This window comes from Bradyrhizobium sp. USDA 3364, assembly GCF_054056355.1.
This window is the reverse complement of record NZ_JBSRYG010000002.1, coordinates 5,745,783-5,764,646: the sequence shown is the minus strand read 5'-3', so window position 1 is coordinate 5,764,646 and position 18,864 is coordinate 5,745,783. Positions and strand designations below refer to the sequence as shown.

Annotated in this window: 15 protein-coding genes; 3 read left to right on the top strand and 12 right to left on the bottom strand. The window is 65.5% G+C overall.

Annotated elements, in window-relative coordinates; translation table 11 throughout:
• Positions 1-6 precede the first annotated feature (6 nt).
• From ACVILL_RS27090 to ACVILL_RS27070, 5 genes are all read right to left on the bottom strand, one after another.
• Complete coding sequence (locus ACVILL_RS27090) at positions 7-1,278, bottom strand: calcium-binding protein (RefSeq protein ID WP_456731838.1); 1,272 nt, start codon at positions 1,276-1,278, stop codon at positions 7-9.
• A 674-nt stretch (positions 1,279-1,952) separates the two neighbouring features.
• The gene (locus tag ACVILL_RS27085) at positions 1,953-3,107 is read right to left on the bottom strand and encodes a glycosyltransferase (RefSeq protein WP_456731837.1); all 1,155 of its coding nucleotides are present in this window, start codon (positions 3,105-3,107) and stop codon (positions 1,953-1,955) included.
• Positions 3,104-5,095 carry an alginate lyase family protein gene (locus tag ACVILL_RS27080; protein WP_456731836.1) on the bottom strand — a complete coding sequence of 664 codons (1,992 nt, stop codon included), beginning with the start codon at positions 5,093-5,095 and terminating at the stop codon, positions 3,104-3,106. The genes ACVILL_RS27085 and ACVILL_RS27080 overlap by 4 nt, the downstream gene beginning before the upstream one ends.
• On the bottom strand, positions 5,092-7,239 hold the full coding sequence (locus tag ACVILL_RS27075; RefSeq protein WP_456731835.1) for a bi-domain-containing oxidoreductase: 2,148 nt from the start codon (positions 7,237-7,239) through the stop codon (positions 5,092-5,094). Before ACVILL_RS27075 ends, ACVILL_RS27080 begins: the two co-directional genes overlap by 4 nt.
• Before the next feature lie 150 nt (positions 7,240-7,389).
• The gene (locus ACVILL_RS27070; RefSeq protein ID WP_456731834.1) at positions 7,390-8,628 is read right to left on the bottom strand and encodes a glycosyl hydrolase; all 1,239 of its coding nucleotides are present in this window, start codon (positions 8,626-8,628) and stop codon (positions 7,390-7,392) included.
• Positions 8,629-8,745: 117 nt separating this feature from the next.
• Between ACVILL_RS27070 and ACVILL_RS27065 the strand changes: the two genes are divergently transcribed.
• The 3 genes from ACVILL_RS27065 (at position 8,746) to ACVILL_RS27055 (ending at position 12,174) form a co-directional block, all read left to right on the top strand.
• Positions 8,746-10,056 (top strand): glycosyltransferase family 4 protein, encoded by a 1,311-nt coding sequence (locus tag ACVILL_RS27065; RefSeq protein ID WP_456731833.1) that lies wholly within the window; start codon positions 8,746-8,748, stop codon positions 10,054-10,056.
• Positions 10,057-10,135: 79 nt separating this feature from the next.
• Positions 10,136-11,446 (top strand): nucleotide sugar dehydrogenase, encoded by a 1,311-nt coding sequence (locus ACVILL_RS27060; protein ID WP_456731832.1) that lies wholly within the window; start codon positions 10,136-10,138, stop codon positions 11,444-11,446.
• A gap of 8 nt (positions 11,447-11,454) precedes the next feature.
• Positions 11,455-12,174: a class I SAM-dependent methyltransferase gene (locus ACVILL_RS27055; RefSeq protein ID WP_456731831.1), complete on the top strand. Its 720-nt coding sequence runs from the start codon at positions 11,455-11,457 to the stop codon at positions 12,172-12,174.
• Positions 12,175-12,195: 21 nt separating this feature from the next.
• Here ACVILL_RS27055 and ACVILL_RS27050 read toward each other — a convergent pair whose 3' ends face one another.
• The 7 genes from ACVILL_RS27050 to ACVILL_RS27020 form a co-directional block, all read right to left on the bottom strand.
• Positions 12,196-12,867, bottom strand: coding sequence for a class I SAM-dependent methyltransferase (locus ACVILL_RS27050; protein WP_456731830.1), 672 nt, complete (start codon positions 12,865-12,867; stop codon positions 12,196-12,198).
• Positions 12,868-12,952: 85 nt separating this feature from the next.
• Positions 12,953-13,579 carry a class I SAM-dependent methyltransferase gene (locus tag ACVILL_RS27045; protein ID WP_456731829.1) on the bottom strand — a complete coding sequence of 209 codons (627 nt, stop codon included), beginning with the start codon at positions 13,577-13,579 and terminating at the stop codon, positions 12,953-12,955.
• A complete protein-coding gene (locus tag ACVILL_RS27040) occupies positions 13,576-14,895 on the bottom strand; it encodes a polysaccharide transporter (protein ID WP_456731828.1) in 1,320 nt (439 codons plus the stop codon). The genes ACVILL_RS27045 and ACVILL_RS27040 overlap by 4 nt, the downstream gene beginning before the upstream one ends.
• Complete coding sequence (locus ACVILL_RS27035; protein ID WP_456731827.1) at positions 14,892-16,184, bottom strand: O-antigen ligase family protein; 1,293 nt, start codon at positions 16,182-16,184, stop codon at positions 14,892-14,894. The genes ACVILL_RS27040 and ACVILL_RS27035 overlap by 4 nt, the downstream gene beginning before the upstream one ends.
• The gene (locus tag ACVILL_RS27030; RefSeq protein WP_456731826.1) at positions 16,181-17,296 is read right to left on the bottom strand and encodes a glycosyltransferase family 4 protein; all 1,116 of its coding nucleotides are present in this window, start codon (positions 17,294-17,296) and stop codon (positions 16,181-16,183) included. Before ACVILL_RS27030 ends, ACVILL_RS27035 begins: the two co-directional genes overlap by 4 nt.
• Positions 17,297-17,299: 3 nt before the next feature.
• Entirely contained in the window at positions 17,300-18,052 is a 753-nt protein-coding gene (locus tag ACVILL_RS27025; protein WP_456731825.1) for a class I SAM-dependent methyltransferase, read from the bottom strand.
• A complete protein-coding gene (locus ACVILL_RS27020; RefSeq protein WP_456731824.1) occupies positions 18,049-18,858 on the bottom strand; it encodes a hypothetical protein in 810 nt (269 codons plus the stop codon). Before ACVILL_RS27020 ends, ACVILL_RS27025 begins: the two co-directional genes overlap by 4 nt.
• Positions 18,859-18,864 lie beyond the last annotated feature (6 nt).

The window sequence follows — 18,864 nt, the reverse complement described above, 5'->3', positions numbered from 1 at the left end:
AGGACCTTACAGCTTGGTCGAGTGACCATCGTTGAAGATCAGGTATTCGATGTTGCTGATCTGGGTCACCTGGCCGTTGCTGAAGTTCACGTCCAGAGAACCATCCTTGCCAGCGCTGATGTCGGTCACATCGGTCGAGGCGTGATCAAGGAAGGTCAGGGAGTCCTTGTTGCCGCCACCGCCGTCGATGGTGTCATTGCTGCTGGCGTTGTTCAGGTAGAAGTAGTCCTGACCAGAGCCACCAACCATCGAGGCCGTACCAGTGTCGGAGCCGACGAACGAGTCCTTGCCGGCGCCGCCGATCAGCGTCTGGTTGCCCGAACCGGCGACCAGCGTGTCGTTGCCGGAACCGCCATAGAGCGTGTCGTTGCCGGCACCGCCGTAGAGCGAGTCGTTGCCGGCACCGCCATCGAGCGAGGTCGCGTGCGACGCATCGCTGCCCGAGTAGAGCACGTCCTTGCCGTTGCCGCCGAACTCAGAAGCAGTCTGGGCACCGCCGACAAGGAGATCGTTGCCGTTGCCGCCATACAGCGTGTCGACACCGGAACCGCCATACAGCGAGTCGTTGCCGGCGCCGCCGTCCAGGCTGTCATTGCCTGCACCAGCGTACAGCGCATCGTTGCCCTTGCCGCCATCCAGCGTGCTGGAATTGCCGGCGGTGCTGCCGGACGCCAGCACGTCGTTGCCGTTGCCGCCGCTCAGCTGCGACGAGCTGCCGCCGTAAAGCGTGTCGTTGCCGGAGCCACCGTTCAGCGTGTCGGCACCGGAGCCGAACAGCAGATCGTTGCCCTTGCCGCCATCCAGCGTGCTGTGGCCGGAGGCGTTGTCGACCAGCACGTCGTTGCCAGAGCCGGCATCGATCGAGTCGTGACCGGCACCGCCGAAGATGGTGTCGTTGCCGGAGCCGGTGAGAACCGTCGTGTCGCCGGTGTTGTTGATGAACACCTGATCGTTGCCGTGGCCGGTCGCGACCAGCACCGGGGTGCTGCCGTTCACCGTCAGCGTGACGTCCTGGCTGGTGTTCTCAATGATCGCCTTCAGGTTGGCGTCGGTGTTAACAGTGTTAACGGGGTTGGTTTCGATCAGAACATTGGCGTTCGGATCCGGGTTGGTGATCCCGGCCCCTTCCTGCACCGGAATCGTCGCGCCGTTATCCGGCTTGGTGTAGCCGACCCCCGCGTTGATCAGATAGTCAAGGATCTGTTGCTGGGTTGTGTGATCGATATTGGAGTGGATCGCTGCTTTGAGGTCAGTTTGGTCTAGATTGTAAGTCGCCATCGATGTAGCCCCTGCTTGGGATACGAGGATTCAAGCCGCTCGCCCACACGTAAGTTGTTGATTCACAACTGGTTTGTTGCGACGCAACTCAAATGTGGACATACGTTACGAACTTGTTAAGTCCATTGTTAAGTCCGCAGGGCCGAAGTGTCAATCAGCAATGTGCTGTTAACGACCGGTTCCACGTGATTTATGTGAGACTTAGCATCGTTTCGCATGCGCACTAACATTCAGCGCAAGCCACCCACCAATGTTAGCCGCGGCGCAAAAAAGGGTAGTGATTATACGGGGTTTCATCGGGTCCCTGGATCACGCCGGAGCGCCGAATTTCGCAGCCGTTGCCCGCGCTTCAAGGCGATTTTCTATTCCGAAAAAATATTTCTGCGCCGCATGAGAGCTTTTCCAAAAAAGCTTCAAACTTCGCAACCGGCCGGCAAGCCGGCGGACGTTATACCGGTTCCTGGTTGTAGCTCGTGGGCTCCGCTTGAGCGGAAACCGGGGAATCAATCGGAGAATCGGGGCAATTCGATCGCCCGGCCAGAGCGGGCGCGGCGCCGGATCGGCCTCCCAAAATAACAAATTAACATCAGATTTGCCGCAATTTGTTAGTGGCGAGACCCGCGAAATCCGCGAGACGGCGCCCGATCACGGGCGAAGCCACCGTTCCGGTGCGATCATCCGGCGGCGGCGCGCGCGTAGATCGCCTCGAGTTGCCGGAGATTCTCGGCCGGCGCGTAGAGTTCGAGATACGCGGCGCGCGCGGCCCGCCCCCACGCCGCGGCGAGGTCTGCGGTGCCTAGAATGTCGGCGATCCGGCCGCGGAGCGAGGCAGCGTCGCCCGGCGCCACCAGAGCGCCGGTCTTGCCCGCGGTCACCACCTCGGCAAGTCCGCCGATCTCGGACGCGATCACCGGCGTGCCCCGTGCGAAGGCCTCGACCACGACCATCGGAAATCCCTCGTACCAGAGCGACGGCACGACCAATGCCTGGGCATTCGCCATTTCCCGGAGCACCTCCGCGCGCGAGCGCGCACCAAGGAACGTGACATTGCCGGTCGCCCGCGCCGCGAGCGCGGCGCGCTCCGGCCCCTCACCCACGATCCGCAACGGCACGCCGGTCCCCGCAACAGCCTCGAGCAGCACGCCGACGCCCTTCTCGCGGCTCAGCCGTCCGACATAGAGCAGCCCGGCACGCGGCAGAGCCGGCTCGGGCGCGCCCGGATCGGCCATGAAGTTCGGCTTCACATCGATCCGGTCTGCGTCGAAGCCTGCCTGGGTGAACAGGCGCCGGGCAAACTGCGTCAGCGCGATCAGGCGCAGGCCGGGACGTGTCCAGGTGCCGCGGCGCTGATGCCGCGCGATCATGTAGGCCGAGGCCATCGAGCCCGGCAGCGATCCGCGATAGCAGCGATGCGCAACGCCCCAGAGATGGCCGCGGTCGAGGCACTTGTGGCAGATGCGGCCGTCGCGCAGCAGCATGCCGCCGGTGCAGATGGTGCGATAATTGTGCAGCGTCACCACCGCAGGCACGCGCTTTCGCCGGCAGAGGTCGAACACCGCGGGCGACAGCAGCGGGAAGAAATTGTGGACGTGCACGACGTCGGGACGAAAGCGGTCGATCGCCGCCGCCATCACCCGTTTTCCCTCGGCGTTGTCGGCGACCGACAGCGTCGTGGTGATGCGCGCGGCGAGCGAATTGATCGCCTCGTTGCTGACCGTAAGGGTTTCAACACTGTGTCCCGCGCCGCGCAGCAGATCGACTTCGGCCTCGAACACGACGTCCTCGCCGCCGCGGCCCTGATATCGGTTGTGCGCGACCAGGATCTTCATGATCGGCGTGCCGGCTCCGCAAACCAGCGCAGCTCCGTCACCAGACTTTGACCGGCGGCGAGCGTCCCGGAGCCGATCAGCGTCGTCGCCGGCACCTTCACGTCGAAGGACGGCGAATACCAGCCGGCCGGCATGGTCTCGTCGCCGCGATACGACACCCAGCTGAGCTCTGCCGGCAGATCGAGCTCGCCTCGCCCGCCCGGCCATGCGAGCTGCGCCGTGCGCCCTTCGAGCCTGCATTCGACCTCGGGACCGAGGTGCCAGCTGAGGCTCGCCGGCGCCGCAAGCCCCTCATCGGAAAGCACAATATCTGTCACGACGAGCCGCGCCGCCTGACGCTGCAATTGCACCGCGCGGCGATGCACGAGACCGGCTTCATCCTGATATCCGGAATGCTCGGCGACCCAGCTGGCGTCCGCATCACGATCATCCAGGCCGCTCGATGCGACGAGCCGGCTTTGCGCATGCCGCGTCCAGAGAAACGGCCCGCCCGACACCGACTGGTCGCGCGCGAACAAGCAGAGCGTGTTGTGCGCCAGCGTGGAGCGGAAGTAGGCGCGCCATCGCGGATCGCCGTGGTAGCAATAGGTGCCGGGATCGGCGAGTATCTCGACCCCGCCGATCCTGCATTCGAGCGACAGCGCATCCGCATGGGCATGCGCCGCAATGCGCCCGAAGCCGTGCGGACCATGATCGCAGCGGCACCACACCGCTCTGTCGGCATCGACGAGAAAGGTCTGTCCCGCCGCATCGAGCAGATGCGGACGACGCGCGGGACGCGCGGCTATTGCACGCGCCTCGATGCCGTCGGTCAGAATGAACGTCCGCAGGTCGGGCTCCGGCAGTTTGGGCCACCATGGCAGATCGCCGAACAGGCGTGCACCGGTGGCGAGCAGGCCGAGCCAACGATTGCCGGCGTGATCGTCGAGCAGCAGGCCGATGCCGTCGTCGCCGTCACCCTGGCGCGGCGGATGGGCGCGATCGTCCAGCATCGCGGCAATGACATCGCTCATGCGGCACATCGTGGTCCAGACCGCATCGTCAAGCGGATGTCCGGACGACTCGCCCTGCACTGCCGCGGCAAGCAACAGTTCGAGGACAAAGCCGTGATAGTCGGTCGCAAGCTCGCCATTGCTGCCGCAGGCAAGGGTTTGCGCAATGGCCTCGTGCGCCAATGTGCGAGCGGATTGCTCGCGCCATCGCGCGCTGTCGCTGAAAAAGGGAAACACGCAGGCTGCCACGAACTGTCCGGCAGCCTCCGCGATGACGTGGTTGTTGGCGGAAGAGCCGCGGCTCGGGAACTGCGACAGCCAGTATTGATGCGCGTAGAGCTGCGTCACGAACAGGTCGTTGTCCTCGAACAGCGCCGCAGCGCCGGGCCAGTTCCGCAGTAGCTGGCGCACCCAGGCCCACGAGATCAGCCGTATGCCAAGCTCGATGCCGCTGACCCAGTGCGGGCCGCGCGGGAACGGATTTTCGCGCCACCAGCTTGTGAGATGCTCGGCGACGCGCCGGGCGTAGCGCTCGTCCGAAGTCAGCTCATACGCCGCCGCGAGCACGGTCAGATGGTGGTGCCGCGACGGCTCCCAGATGTATTTGATGTTTCCGACCGCGGCTTCGTCGCGATAGGGCACCGCAAACGCGTACACGTCCGCAGGCGCCCGCTTGCCGCTGCGGGCATCGACGAACCAGTCGGGCCGTTCGCCGAGCACACCATGGTCCTTGGCAAAGACCCGCCAGTGTCCGGCGAGAATCTGATCGGCGCACTGGATCAGCCGCTGGGCGGCCGCTCGCGGCGCGTCGGCCGGCAAGGGCAACGGCTTCAGCCGCGGCTGCCGTGGACCGGCGACGAGGCTGGCGCCGGCGCGTCGCGCGATATCGGGCGGCGTGATGCGCCAGAGCAGGCGCAGCACCTGATCGTTCGCCCGTCCGGCAAGCTCGGACGGCTCCATGCGCCGTAGCCTGCGCAGATACCAGGCCGGATTCATCTCGACGCGGTCGAGGCGCGCGCGACGCCCTGCTCTGCTGCACCGATCGTGAGATCGACCGGCATCCCGGCCGCCGCGCTCTCCTGCACCGCAAGCGTCGCGCGGGTGGTCGCAAGCAGCGAATCGAGCGCGATCGGCATTGCGGCCCCCGATGCGACCGCCGCGACGAAGGCATCCAGCATCGGCCGCTGGCCCTTGTCGAGCCGCGCCGTCTTCGCCGTCCGCTGCCCGGCATGCCAAACCTCGAAGCCCGAGAAATTGTCGAACGCGGCAAAGCCCGTGCTGGCCGATATTTCGAGCGCTTCCTTCGGCACCCGCGGATCGCCGCCGGTGAGATAGCTGAGGCTCGCGACCGAACCATCGGCAAAGTCGAAGGTGGCGACGAGATTGTCGACATCCTTACCCGCGACACGCGCAAAGACACGGACCGGCGCGGCACCGAGCCACCAGGACAACACGTCGATGAAATGGCCGCCCTCGCCGACGAAGCGGCTGCCTTCGCTCTCGGCCTGCAGATACCAGGACGATTTCTCCAGCGGGCCGGCGATGACGCGATATTGCAGGGTCTGCGGCCCTGCCGGCGCGAACGCCGCGCGCATGCCCTGCAGCAACGGCGAGAAGCGGCGATTGAAGCCGACCATCAGTCGGTTATTGCCGGTTTCGCGGATCACCTGCGCCACCTGATCGAGCGAGTCTGTATCGATCGCCAGCGGCTTTTCGACGAACACCGCCTTGCCGGCGCGCAACACCTGCGCTGCGAGGTCGGCATGGGAGGCATGGCGCGTCGCGATCAGCACGGCATCGATGTCGTCGGCCGCGATCATCGAGGCCGCATCCGTCGAGGCACGCGCGAAGCCGAACTTGCGCACCGCGGTGGCGCCGCTGAGACCGGTATTGGTGGCGACCTCGACGAGATCGACGCGCGCGTGATTGGCCAACTGCGGCAGCAGCATGCTGGAGGCATAATTGCCGGCGCCGATGACGCCGAGCCGCACCCGGCCGCTGCGTAGCGCAACGGCTGGACGATAGGTCATCTGCATCGCGCGCGGGGCAGCGTCCGGATAGGCGAACACCATGCCCAGGCCGACCTCGCCCCGGCTCATGCGCTCGAACGCCGACGTCGCCTGCTCCAGCGGCACGGCTTCGGAAATCAGCGACGAAAAATCGAGCCGCCCGTCGGCGAGCAGCGCGACGATCGCTTCCATGTTGCGCTTCTCGGTCCAGCGCACGTGGCCGATCGGATAATCGATGCCGCCCTCCTCGTAGAGCGGGTCGTAGCGGCCGGGGCCGTAGGAGCGCGAGAAGCGAACGTCGAGCTCCTTGTCGTAGAACTCGTTCCACGGCAGGTTGAGCGTGCACTTGCCGATGTCGACGATGCGGCCGCGGTCGCGCAGCAACGCAGCCGCGCGCGATGCGAGATCGGGATCGTCGCTGCCCGCCGTGATGAACACGCAGTCGACGCCGTTTGCTGCCGTCAGCTGATCGATCCGCGCGCGAAACTCGGCCGCGGCATCGTCAGATGCGACGGCGCACATCGCAGCGCCCGCAGCCTCGGCCTGACGACAGCGCGCCTCCAGCCTGTCGAGCCCCATGACCACGACACCGGCACTGCGCAGCAGGCGCACCATGATCTGCCCGATCAGGCCAAGGCCGATCACGCAGGCGGTTTCGCCGAAACGGATCTCCGACTGGCGCATTGCCTGCAACGCGATCGAGGCGATCGTGGTGAATGCGGCCTGGTCGAGCGATGCGCTGTCCGGCAGCGGCACGCAGAGGTTCACCGGCACCCAATTATATTCAGCATGGGTTGCATATTGATTGCCGCCGCAGCAGACGCGCTGCCCGACCGAGAAGCCGGCGACGCCCTCGCCGACCTCCACGACGGTGCCCGACAGCGAGTAACCGAGCGGCGTGTAGGAATCGAGGCGGTTCATCACCTTCTGATAGGTCGCAAGCAGTCCCTGCTGGCGGACCGAACGCACCACCTTGGCGACCTGATCGGGTCGCGCGCGCGCCTTGCCGAGCAGCGACAGGCGGCCTTCGGTGAACTTCATCATCTCGGTGCCGGTCGATACCGCCGAGAACGCCGTGCGCACCAGAACTCCGCCGGGGCGGCAGCGCGGCGCAGGCACGTCGATCAGCATGAGCTCGCCGCTCTTATAGTTTTGCGCGATCTGCTTCACAGTCGGTCAATCGCCTCAAGTCAACAGCGCTCCTTTTATCGCGCCCATCGCTCGTAATGAAGACAAGAACATCGTCATAGTTATCGCATCGTCCGGTGTTTAACATCCTTATCATTCGAGCAACAGGACCGGTTTGGGCGAGATCTCGACCTCACCATTGGCGACAGCTCCTTCGCCGCCATCGAGGCCCTGGTAGCGGCTGAAATGCGGATCGACGCGATAGACGGACCGGCTCGTGGTGGTCCACAAGATCAAGCCGTTGCGGCCATCCGGCATGCGAAGCTCGACGTGCCAGGTCGACGGCGACGTCCTGCCTGCGGCGACGACGCTTGCGCCGACCAGCCAGGACTGGATCGTGCGGTAGGCCACTCCGCTCGGAAGCAGCCCGCGTGCGGGATCCCATAATTTGCCAAAGTCGCTGCCGCCACCGGCAAACTCGTACCAATAGAACCGGTCGACACCGCTGATCCATTTCAGGATGTAGGCGCGTGCCAGACACCCGTCCGGATTGTCCTCATAGGACGACCAGCCGGCCTCGGTGTCCCAGATCGGCCGTGCGGACAGACCATGCGCGGCGAGGATCCGCTTGAAGCGCGCGATGATGCCAATCACCGCTTCGGGCTTGCTCGTATAGCCGTGGAAGGCGAACACGTCGGCATATTGTCCGCCGCCCTGCGCCATGAAGGCCTGTTGCCAGCGATAGCCATCGGGCGTGCCGTTGGACGGCGGCGTCAGCACGGTCAGGCTGGGATCGCTGGCCTTGATGATCTCGTAGGCCCGCTTCTGCATCTGGACCATGGTCGCGATATCGCCCGAGTAATATTTGGGATCCTCGGGCTCGTTCCAGATTTCCCAGTATTTGATGCGGCCGGCGGCGCGTGTAACGGCCGCGCGCACCCATTCATCCCATGACGCCAGATCGGCAGGCGGCGAGCTCGCGCCGGGCGTGAACGCCGGCGGCGCGTCTTTCACCGACGCGGCCCATCTCGGCGTGTAGGCGAGATTGAGCACGATCTCGACGTGCTCGCGCTCGGCCGCCGCAAGGATCGCGTCGAAGCGCGCCCAATTGTAGATGCCGGGCGCCGGATTGATCTGCGCCCAGTAGATCGCGCCCCACAGCCGGACGCCGTCAAACTTGAGCTCCGGCCATGGCTGCGACTGCCCGATCGCGTTGATCGTCATGCCGAAAAGCGAGGGCGGGATCACCGCGTTCACGCGGTTCGCGTTAAGCGCATCGTTTGCCGCCGAACCGCTCCATTGCAACGGCCACTTGTAGGCCAGCGGCAGCAGCGCGCCCAAAACCAGTGCAATCAATACCCTGTGGCCCCAATCCCTCATCCCGCCTGCCATGTCCGTGTCTCGTCGCCGTCACATCGGTGCCGGGATTGCATAGTGCAAGCCGCGCATGTTAATGCCGATGTTAGTCGGATTGTGATGTTGTTAGGTCAATGGTATAGATCATCGCAGATGTCGAGAGCTGAACCATCGCCGCGGCGGATCCTGATCATCGTCGAGAACCTACCGGTTCCTTTCGATCGCAGGGTGTGGTGCGAAGCAACGTCGCTGCGCAAGGCGGGCTATGAAGTTTCGGTGATCTGCCCGAAGGGCCGCGGCCATGACGCATCTTACGAATGCCTCGAGGGCATTCACATCTACCGCCATCCGATGCCGGTGGAAGCACGCGGAATCGCCGCTTATCTGATCGAATACCCGGTCGCGCTGTTCTGGGAAGCGCTGCTTGCGATCAAGGTCGCGTGGAAGCACGGCTTCGACGTCATCCAGGGCTGCAATCCGCCCGACCTGATCTTCCTGATCGGCCTGTTGTTCAAGCTCGGCGGCAAGCGCTTCGTGTTCGATCATCACGACGTCAATCCCGAGCTCTATGAAGCCAAATTCGGCCGCAGGGACGTTTTCTGGCAGCTGCTGCGGCTGGTCGAATATCTCACCTTCAAGACGGCCAGCATCTCGATCGCGACCAACGAATCCTATCGCGAGATCGCGATCACGCGCGGCCGCATGCCTGCCGACCGCGTCTTCGTGGTGCGCTCCGGCCCCAATCTCGAGCGGGTGCGCTCCCGTCCGACCGATCCGGCCTGGCGTCGTGGCCGGCGGTACAGCGTCGGTTATGTCGGCGTGATCGGCCAGTCGGAAGGCATCGATCTCCTGCTGCGGTCGATCGGCCACATCGTGCACGATCTCGGACGCACCGACATCCAGTTCAACATCGCCGGCACGGGGCCGGAATGGAACGCCGTGGTCAAGCTCTGCGAGGAGATGCAGCTCTCCGACTACGTAAACTTCACCGGCGCGATCACCGACGATGCGCTGTTCACGATGCTCTCGACCGCTGACGTTTGCGTCAATCCGGACCGCGTCACGCCGATGAACGACATCTCCACCATGAACAAGATCATGGAATACATGGCGCTCGGACGGCCGATCGTGCAGTTCGACGTCCGCGAAGGCCGCCGCTCCGCGCTCGATGCCTCGCTCTATGCGGCGGAGAACGACCCGAAGGACTTCGCCGGCAAGATCATCACGCTGATCGATAATACGTCGCTGCGCCAGACGATGGGTACCTTTGGCCGCAGCCGCGTCGAGCGCGTATTGTCCTGGACGCATGAGGAGCCGAAGCTGCTCGCCGCCTATGAGACGCTGTTCGCCAAAACGGCACCCCGGCAGAGCCGCGCGCCACGCGCGAATGCAGCCGCCGAGCGGCCGGCCTCGCAGACGTCCAGCGTCAACGCCAATGCAGCCGCCGGGCGGGCATCGCATTGAACGCCCCTCCGCCTCACTCACGTCAAGCGCGACGCGGCCGCGGCCGCGCGCAGGTCCCCGCGTTACTGAAGGTCGAAGCATGAACGTCAGCATTTTCGGCCTTGGTTACGTGGGAACGGTGTGCGCGGCATGCTTCACCGAACTCGGCCACCAGATCATCGGCGTCGACAAGAGCGTCGCGAAGGTCGACCTGATCCGCAAAGGCCGATCGCCGGTGATCGAGCCGGGCATCTCGGACAAGGTGGCGCGCGCGGTGGCAACGGGTCAGTTGACCGCGACCACCGACGCCACCGAGGCGATCGTCAACAGCGACATCTCGATGGTCTGCGTCGGCACGCCATCGTCCGGCAATGGCAATCTCGATCTCACCGCGATCCGGCAGGTTGCCGTCGAGATCGGCCACGGGCTGCGCGCGAAGAATGCGCCGCACACCGTGGCGATCCGCTCCACCGTGCTGCCCGGCACCACCCGCGGCACCGTCGGGCCGCTGATCGAGGAAGCCTCCGGCAACAAGATCGGACGCGATTTCGACCTCGCTTTCAATCCGGAGTTCCTGCGCGAAGGCTCAGCGATTGCGGACTTCAACGCGCCGTCCAAGACCGTGGTCGGCGCCTTCAACCAGGAAACCGCCGACCGCGTCATGGCGCTCTACAAGGATCTGCCCGGCGCCAAGATCACGCCGCCGGTCGAGACCGCGGAGCTGGTCAAATATGTCGACAACAGCTGGCATGCGCTGAAGGTCAGCTTCGCCAACGAGATCGGCACGATCGCGAAGACGCTCGGCATCGACGGGCGCGACGTCATGAACATCTTCATGCAGGACACGCGGCTCAACATCTCGGCGGCCTATCTGCGCCCGGGCTTTGCCTTCGGCGGCTCCTGCCTGCCCAAGGACGTCAAGGCGCTGAAACATCTGGCGCATAGCCGCGGACTGTCGATGCCGGTGCTCGAAAGCATCCTGCCAAGCAACGACATGATCATGTCGCGCGGCGCCGACTGGATCCTGTCGCATGAGGGCCGCCGCATCGCCTTCCTCGGCATCAGCTTCAAGGCCGGCACCGACGACGTGCGCGAGAGCCCGTTCGTGACGCTGGTCAAGGGCCTGCGCGGCGAGCAGCGGGAGATCCGGATCTACGACCCCAATGTGCAGCTGTCGCAACTGATCGGCGCCAACCGGGACTTCCTGATGCGCAACCCGGATCTGGTCGGCCTGCTGCATGACGATGTCAGTACGACGATCGAATGGGCCGATATCATCGTGCTGACAACGGCCGATCCGCGCTTCGTCGCGGCGCTGAAGGCAACCCGCCCCGACCAGGTCGTGCTCGAACTGTCGGAGATCGGGCTGCCGCAGGGCGTGCGCGCCAAGGTGAGCGGCTTCCACTGGTAGGGTATACCATGGCCACCATGGCCCAGACCCGCGACCGACCCGAAATCCGCTTTCACGACGAGATTTCGTCGGGATGGGAGACGCTGCATCGGAGCCGAACCTTCAGGGCGCGCACGGCTGCGATGTTCGGTTTGCTCGCGAATGCGGACCTCAACGGGCAGCGTTGGCTGGATGCCGGTTGCGGCACCGGAACGCTGTCCCGCCTGCTTGCCGCACGCGGCTGCGAGGTCACCGGCGTCGACGCGTCGTCGGAGATGATTGCCGCCGCACGCGGCCGCCCCGCCGACGGCGCGCCGGCCGAACGGCTCGCATTCCAGCAGATTCCGACCATCGCAAGCCTGCCATTTGCGGAGCGATCCTTCGACGGCGTGCTCTGCGCGAGCGTGCTGGAATATGTCCCCGACGTGGCGCAGTGCCTCGCCGAGATCCATCGCGTGCTCAGGCCCGGCGGATTGCTGCTGGTCTCGATCCCCAACCGCGGATCGCTGCTGCGTCAGGGCTACAAGCTCGCGCATGCCGCCTCCTCGCTGGTGTTGGGGCGGCCGCTGTTCCGCTACCTCGCCTTCTCCAAATTCGACACGTCGCCGGCCGCGATGCAGGGCCTGCTGCGGCAACATGGCCTCACGATGCTGAAGACGAGCTTCGCCGGTTCCCCGCTCCCGCCGGCGCTCGACAGGCAGCCCGCATTGGGCACCCTGATCAATGTCCTCGCGCGGCGCGACGATTGATGCGGCGGGCGGCCGCCCGCATCATGCCTTGATCGCCATCAGCGACTTGGTCATGCCGAGATAGCGTTCGCGGTAGATCTTGGCGTCCGGAAACGTTTCCGTCATCTCGCGCCAGTCGAACAAATGCCAGTCGGGCGCGGTCCGCTTGAACCAGAAGTGGTTGAAGACCGCGATCAGTGAGATCTGCAGCCGCCGCGGCAACAGAACGATGATTCCGGGCAGCCAGGTATGGCTCTCGATCGGAAAGTACCGGTACGGCGTCTGCACATAGAACGACCTTGCGACCCGCGAGATCTCGCCCGCAAAGCGGTTCTGGTGCTCCCGCGCGATCTTCCGGAACGCCGTGTCGTTCTCGATCGTCACGACGTCCTGCTTCGGCCCGGTGACATGCTCGATCACCGACGAGCAGAAGCAGAAATCGAACGCCTGATCGTCGAACGGCAGTCGTTCGGTCTCCTGCAGCAGCACCGTCTTGAAGCCGAAGCGCTCGCGCGCGAATTTCAAATCGTCGGCTGAGATGTCGCAAACCGTGATGTCGGTATGGCGGGGCAAGATCGCGCGGATGTGCCGGCCGGTGCCGCCGCCGAGATCGAGGATTTTTGCATCGAGCGGCAGGTTCACGGTGCGGACGAGGAACTCGCCGCGCCGCTGGCGCGCTGCACTGGAAAATCGGGCTTGAATAGCGCCCAGCAATGTCAGTCTCCTGCTGTCGATCGGCCCGATCTAGCACGGCACGCGCGACCGTTCACGTTAGCGTGCATCGATTTGCCGATCGCGCTCACTTGATGGCCTCGAAGAAGATCGACTCATCCGGCCGGTTATCGAGCCGGTCGATATCGGGACAGACGCCTTCGCGATAGGCCCGTGCGTGCGTCTCTGAACACCCTGCCGCGCGGAACAGCGCCGCGAGCGAGGCACGGGTAAAGCCCCAGTGATGCGCGAAGGCGGCCTCCCCGCGGCGCTCGATCTCGAACACGCCCTTGAGGAAGGCCTGCGGCGCCGCCGGATCATAGAGCGCGACGATCCTCTCCATGTCGGGAACGACGATGCGGCACACCCCGCCCGGCGCCAGCACCCGCGCGATCTCGTGCGCCAGCCGCTCGACCTCGTCCGGAAACAGATGCTCGAACACATGCGCGCTGAACACCGCCGAGACGCTGCCATCCGCGAACGGCAGCGGCCTGGTCAGGTCCATGTAGCGCAGGGCGGCAAACTTGCCCTGGCGGTGCTCGGCATAGCGGGCATCGCTCAGGAGGCCCGTGAGATGCAGCGCTTTCGCCGCGAACGGCAGGCGCGCGATCCACAGATGCACTGTGATGTCGGTGTTGATCCAGCCTTCGATGCCGCAATTGAAGGCGCCGATATGCAGCTTCTGGAGCGAGCCGCCGCGCGCGTCGTCAGTCATGCCTGCTCCCGCGCCGGATTGGTCAGCACGACTGTTATCACCGACGCCGCGCTGGAGGCCACCATCGCCGCGACCGCGCCCATCACCTGCAAGGCCATTGCGGCGAACGGCAGGACGCAGCACAGCGCGACGAGGCCGGCGATCCGGCTCAGCATGAACCGCTGCGGCTTGCCGGTGGCAAACAGCGGCAGCGCGAGGCCGAGCCACACCGCATCGAGCGCCATCGCGGCGCCCATCAGAGCGAGGCTGCCGGTGCCGATCCCGTACGTCTGCCCGTGAATGACCAGCGCGAGAATGCGCTGGCCGAACAGCACGACCATCGCGCCATAGGCGGCCGCGATCGACCCGAGCAGCAGGGCATTTTCGCGCGCGGCCGCGGCGACTGCGCGGCGCCTGCCGGCGCGCAGCTCGGCCGCGATCTCCGGCAGGCGGACCGAGAACATCGTCGCACAGAATTGGCTGAGCGGCGCGAACACCAGCAGCAGGATCCGCAGCGCCGCGCTCGCATCCAGCCCGATGAGGAAGCCGCAAACCGGGATCAGCCCGATGCTGCCGATCCAGTAGGTGAGCGAGGTGGCGACGAACCAGCGACCATTCCTGAACAGCCGCCGCAGCGAGCCGCGGAAGATCCTGCCTTGCGGCCAGGCCAGCTCGCTGGTGTGGAGCAGCAGCAGGCTCGCGGCGACTGCCGCCGAGATCGCGATGCACGCCATCGCCGCCGCGGCGCCCGCGAGCTTGAAGGCGATCATCAGGCCGGCCGAGGCGACCAGCGCCACGCAATAGGTCAGCGACGACGCCACCGCGCGCGGCAGCCGTCCGTCGAGATAGCAGATGCGGCGGAACATGCTTTGCAGCCGAACCGCCGGGATCGCGAGCCCGGTTGCGATCACAAGCTCGCCCGTGTTGCCGCCGATCACTGCGATCACAAAGCCCGCAATCACCAGCAGCAGGCCGAGCGCCGCCGAGACGGCGAGCGACGACAGATAGAGGCCGAGCCGCAACTGCGGCCAGAGCGATTTCGGAATCCGGTGCGCCGTCGCTGGCAGCCCGTCGTCGAACAGGCCGCGCAGAAACACCGCCTCGATCAGGATCGAGAACGACCATGCAACACTGAACCGGCCGAACGAATTGATGTCGAGCACATTGGCCAGCACGATGGTCAGCACGAAGGCGGAGCCGCTGAGCAGCGCCTGATCGACCAGGCCGAGCGCGACATTGCCGCCGGCGCGCCGCAGCCGGCGGAGCGATCCGCTCACGGCACCGGCGAGCCCTGTTTGGGCCGCCACCCGGTCCAGCCTGTCGGTCAACGCACTCACGCCTCACTCACACGCAGTCTGGTGAACGCCCGCCGCGGCGCCACTTGCAGCCTGGCCTCCGGGCCGAAATAGCACCAGAACACCAGCACGCAGCCGAAATAATTGTGCAGCAGCTGGCTCGAATCGTTGGCCGACGCGATCACGACGAACAGCAGCATCGCGAACGGCGCCAGCCAGTACATCCCTCTCCGCTCGAATGTGAACACGATGGTGTTCCACAACGCGCGCGCCAACAGCAGGATATAGAGCACGCCGCCCAGCAGACCGAACTGGAGGAAGGCGTCGAGGTAGGAATTCTCGAACGAGCCGAACTCGGTATTCCACGGCGCCATGCTGGTCAGCTCGTTCGCGGGCGAGTTCGGCAGCTCGTTGAAGAACCCCGAAAACCCATAGCCGAGCCAGGGGTGCTGCCAGAAGAAGTACGGCCAGACCGACCAGAGGAATGAGCGGCCGGTCAGGTTTCCGCTGCGGCCGACCAGCCCGTACAATTCGTCGCTCGGCACCGCGAACACGACAAGGGCGACAAAGGCGAGGCAAAGCCAGTAGATCGAGGCAGCCCCCCTGTGCCCGAGCACAACCAGCAGCAGCCCGAAGGTCACGGCGAGCGCCGTCAGCATGCTGATCAGCGGTCCCGCGGCGCCGGCCGCGGCGAGCGCAAAGAGATGACATCCCATCAGCAGCAGCGACCAGCCGAATTGCTTGCGCGGCCCCGCCAGCATGCGAACGAAGCAGATCAGCACCATCAGGCCGAAGAAGGCGCCCGCCAGATTCTTGTGGCCGAACACGCCGGCATAGGCCTGGGTCCCGAGCACCGTCGGCCGATGCAGCGGGTCGTAATCCCATTGCGAGCCGATCACCGGAAACAGGATGACGTGAACGATCAGCACCACCACCCCGATCCGGAACAGGGTGTCGACGAGGCGATCGACCGGACAGCTGATCACGACCCATGCCGAGAACATCGTGGTCAACAGATACATCGCGAACTTGATCGACCCGCCCGCGGGGTCGGCGCTCAGCGCCAGCGATACCAGCGCAAAGGCGATGAACGTCAGATAGAGATGCGATTGCAGCATCAGCAGGCCGAAGCGCTTCCGATCGACCGCAATGTGCAGCATCAACAGGATGTAGAGCAGCAGCCACGCCCCGCGGAACAGGGTGGATTCGCCGGCCCGCTCCGCGAACGAGATGCCCTCGATGAAATTGAACAGGAAATAGATGCAGCCGAGCACCATCACCAGATAGGCGTGCAGGAAGACGTCGGTTCGGAACCACCATCTGCCGATCATGGCACAGCTTCCTGCCGGGCCGGCGCCCTCGAGAGATGATCGACCGCCGCCGTGAAGCGCGCGGCGGCGTCGCCAAGCGCATCTTGTCGTACGCTGTGCCGGGCCTGTTTCGACATCGCCTCCCAGCGCGCGGGATGTTCGAGCAGGCCGCGCGCCGCGTCGACCCAGACTTGTTCATCGAGCGCGCAGACATGTCCGTTATCGCAGTCGCGTACCAGCTCGCCGCCCGCCCCGACATGGGGCGACACCAGGCAGGGAACCCCGCACTGCAAGGCCTCGTTGCACACCAGCCCCCACGGCTCCAGCAGCGAGGGCAGCAGCAGCAGCCTTGATTGCAGATAGACCTTCGATATCGCCTGCCAGGGCACGTAGCCGTCGTGCCTGACATCGATGCCTGCGCTACCGAGCCGCGCCAGCATGCGCTGCTCGGCCGTGCCGGACCCGACCACGCGAACCTTCAGCTCGGGCAGGATCCGGCCGAGCGCGATGGCGATGTTCTCGAAGAAGATCGCATTCTTGGCGTCGTCGTTGATGCGGGCGCACCAGAGCAAATGAAACGGGCGATCGTGGAATGCCGGCACCGACGGCGGCGGATCCCACGCCGGCACCAGCGGCACCACGAACAGATCGTCGTCGCCAACGCCCTGGTCGCGGAAGTAGGCCCTGCCCTTGTCGCTGCAACACACCACCGCGTCGCACTGGCGCAGCAGCCAGGGCCGCGCCAGCCGATGATAGGCAGTATTGGGCATCGTCTCACGCCAGCCGTCGATCGTCAGGGCGAGCGCCTTGCCGTTGGCGCGCGCCCATGCCGCGCCGGCCAGCATCGAGGGATAAAGCCCGTTGACGAACAGCAGGTCGGGCGCGAGCGCGTTCAAGGCGCGGCCGATCCCGATATTGACATGGGTATGGCGCGACCGCGACAGCGGGATCGAGACACCGGGCACCGTGCGCGTGACATAGCGCGGCGTGAACGATCCGGCCCAGAAGCGATCGGCCTCCTGCGCAGTGCAGGACAGCACGGCGAGATCCAGTCCACGGTCAACCAGCTCGTTGTAGAGCCGGTTGGTGTAGGGTGTGATCATGTTGTTGAAGACGACCACGCGCGGCGCCATGGCTCATCGGTCCCGTGGCGGCGCCGGGTCGTGCCGGCAGATCGCCCCGCAATGATACGTCGCAAGCCGGGTCGCGAGCGCCGGGCCGACCGTCAGCAACGACTTCCGCACGATGCTTTTGGCGAGCCCCTTCGCGCGCGAGGTGTGGAACGCATGCACCGGCAGGCTGTGGTCCCAGGTGCCGACGTCCTTGACCTTGAGCCCCACGGTCTCCAGCAGCAGCCGGAACGTATCGGGCGTGTAGAAATTGATATGGCCGATGTCGAGCGTCGATTGCAGCGCGCGGCGACTGGTCCGCGCGTGCAGTTCGCACGGCACCTCGACATAGATGAAGTCCCGCGAGACGCGGGCGAGCTCGTGAAGCAAGGCGCGCGGTTCGGGCACATGCTCCAGCACATGGCTGGCATAGACAAGGTCGAACGCGCCGTCGGCGAACGGGATCGTCGCACCGTCATAGCGCGACCAGCGGAACGGCGCCCGGGCAGCGCCGTCGATCTCCAGGTTGGTCGCTGGATCGATGACGTCGATGCCGGTGAAATCGCGACCGACACCGATTGCCGACAGCCGCGCCAGCACCGCGCCGGTGCCGCAACCGACCTCGAGCACGCTGCCGATCTTGCCGGCGCAGGCGCCGAGCAAGCCTTTGATGTGATCCGCCTTGTCGACCGCACAGACGCGCCGCCAGTCGCGCTCGCTCGCCGAATAGACGCCCTCATAATGTGCGTTATGTCGTCCGACGCTGAATTCCATCGTCATGGTCTAGCCATCGCTCGGGGCGGCATTCGGGCAAGCTCGTCGGGGCGATCGTTCGATTTGCGCTCCAGATCGCGCCGTTCCGCCGGCGAGCGGCGGTCGAGATCGTATCCGATGTCGGCCATGGTGCGGGTCAGGATGTCGACGTTCCGTTGCGGGACAGCGGCAAGGCCGGCCAGCAGCCTGTCCCGGTGCACCCAGCCCGGTCCCTTCAACAGATCGATCGCCTCGGTGTACAGTTCCGTCTTCACCAGACGCGCGAACTCGGCAACCACGGCGTCCGACAGGTCGGGCGGCAGGGCATCGAGCATTGCGAGCGCCATGGCGCTGCGCTTGACCACGATCCACCCCTCATTCGGTCCGAGCCGGTACGACATCCGCAGCAGGTCGAAATTGGCGTCGCTCAACCCCTGCCTGATGTTGCGAAGCCAGAACAGCACGACCCAGAGATAGGGATCGGACGGCGCGCAGCCGAGCGACTTGCGGACGGCCGTGTCGAGCTCGCCCATCCGGGCGTCGACCTGATCACCGGATGCGAGGGCATTCTCGGCGAACCGCAGCCGGATCACTGCCGCGCTGCGATCGATGGCCGGCATGCAATCCGGTCGCGCCGCGGCGCGCGACAGCAGCGGACCGAGGCCGCCGAGCTCGGCGTCGCTGACCGGTACGTTGCGGAGGATCAGGTCGCTGGCGCCATCCAGCCGGGTCTGGTCGACAAAGTCAGGCAAGGCGGCCGCGCCCCAGGCGACCGAAGAGCACGCAACCGCGGCCAGGAAGCCGCGCGCAAGCCAGGCGGCGCCCCGGGGCATCCCACC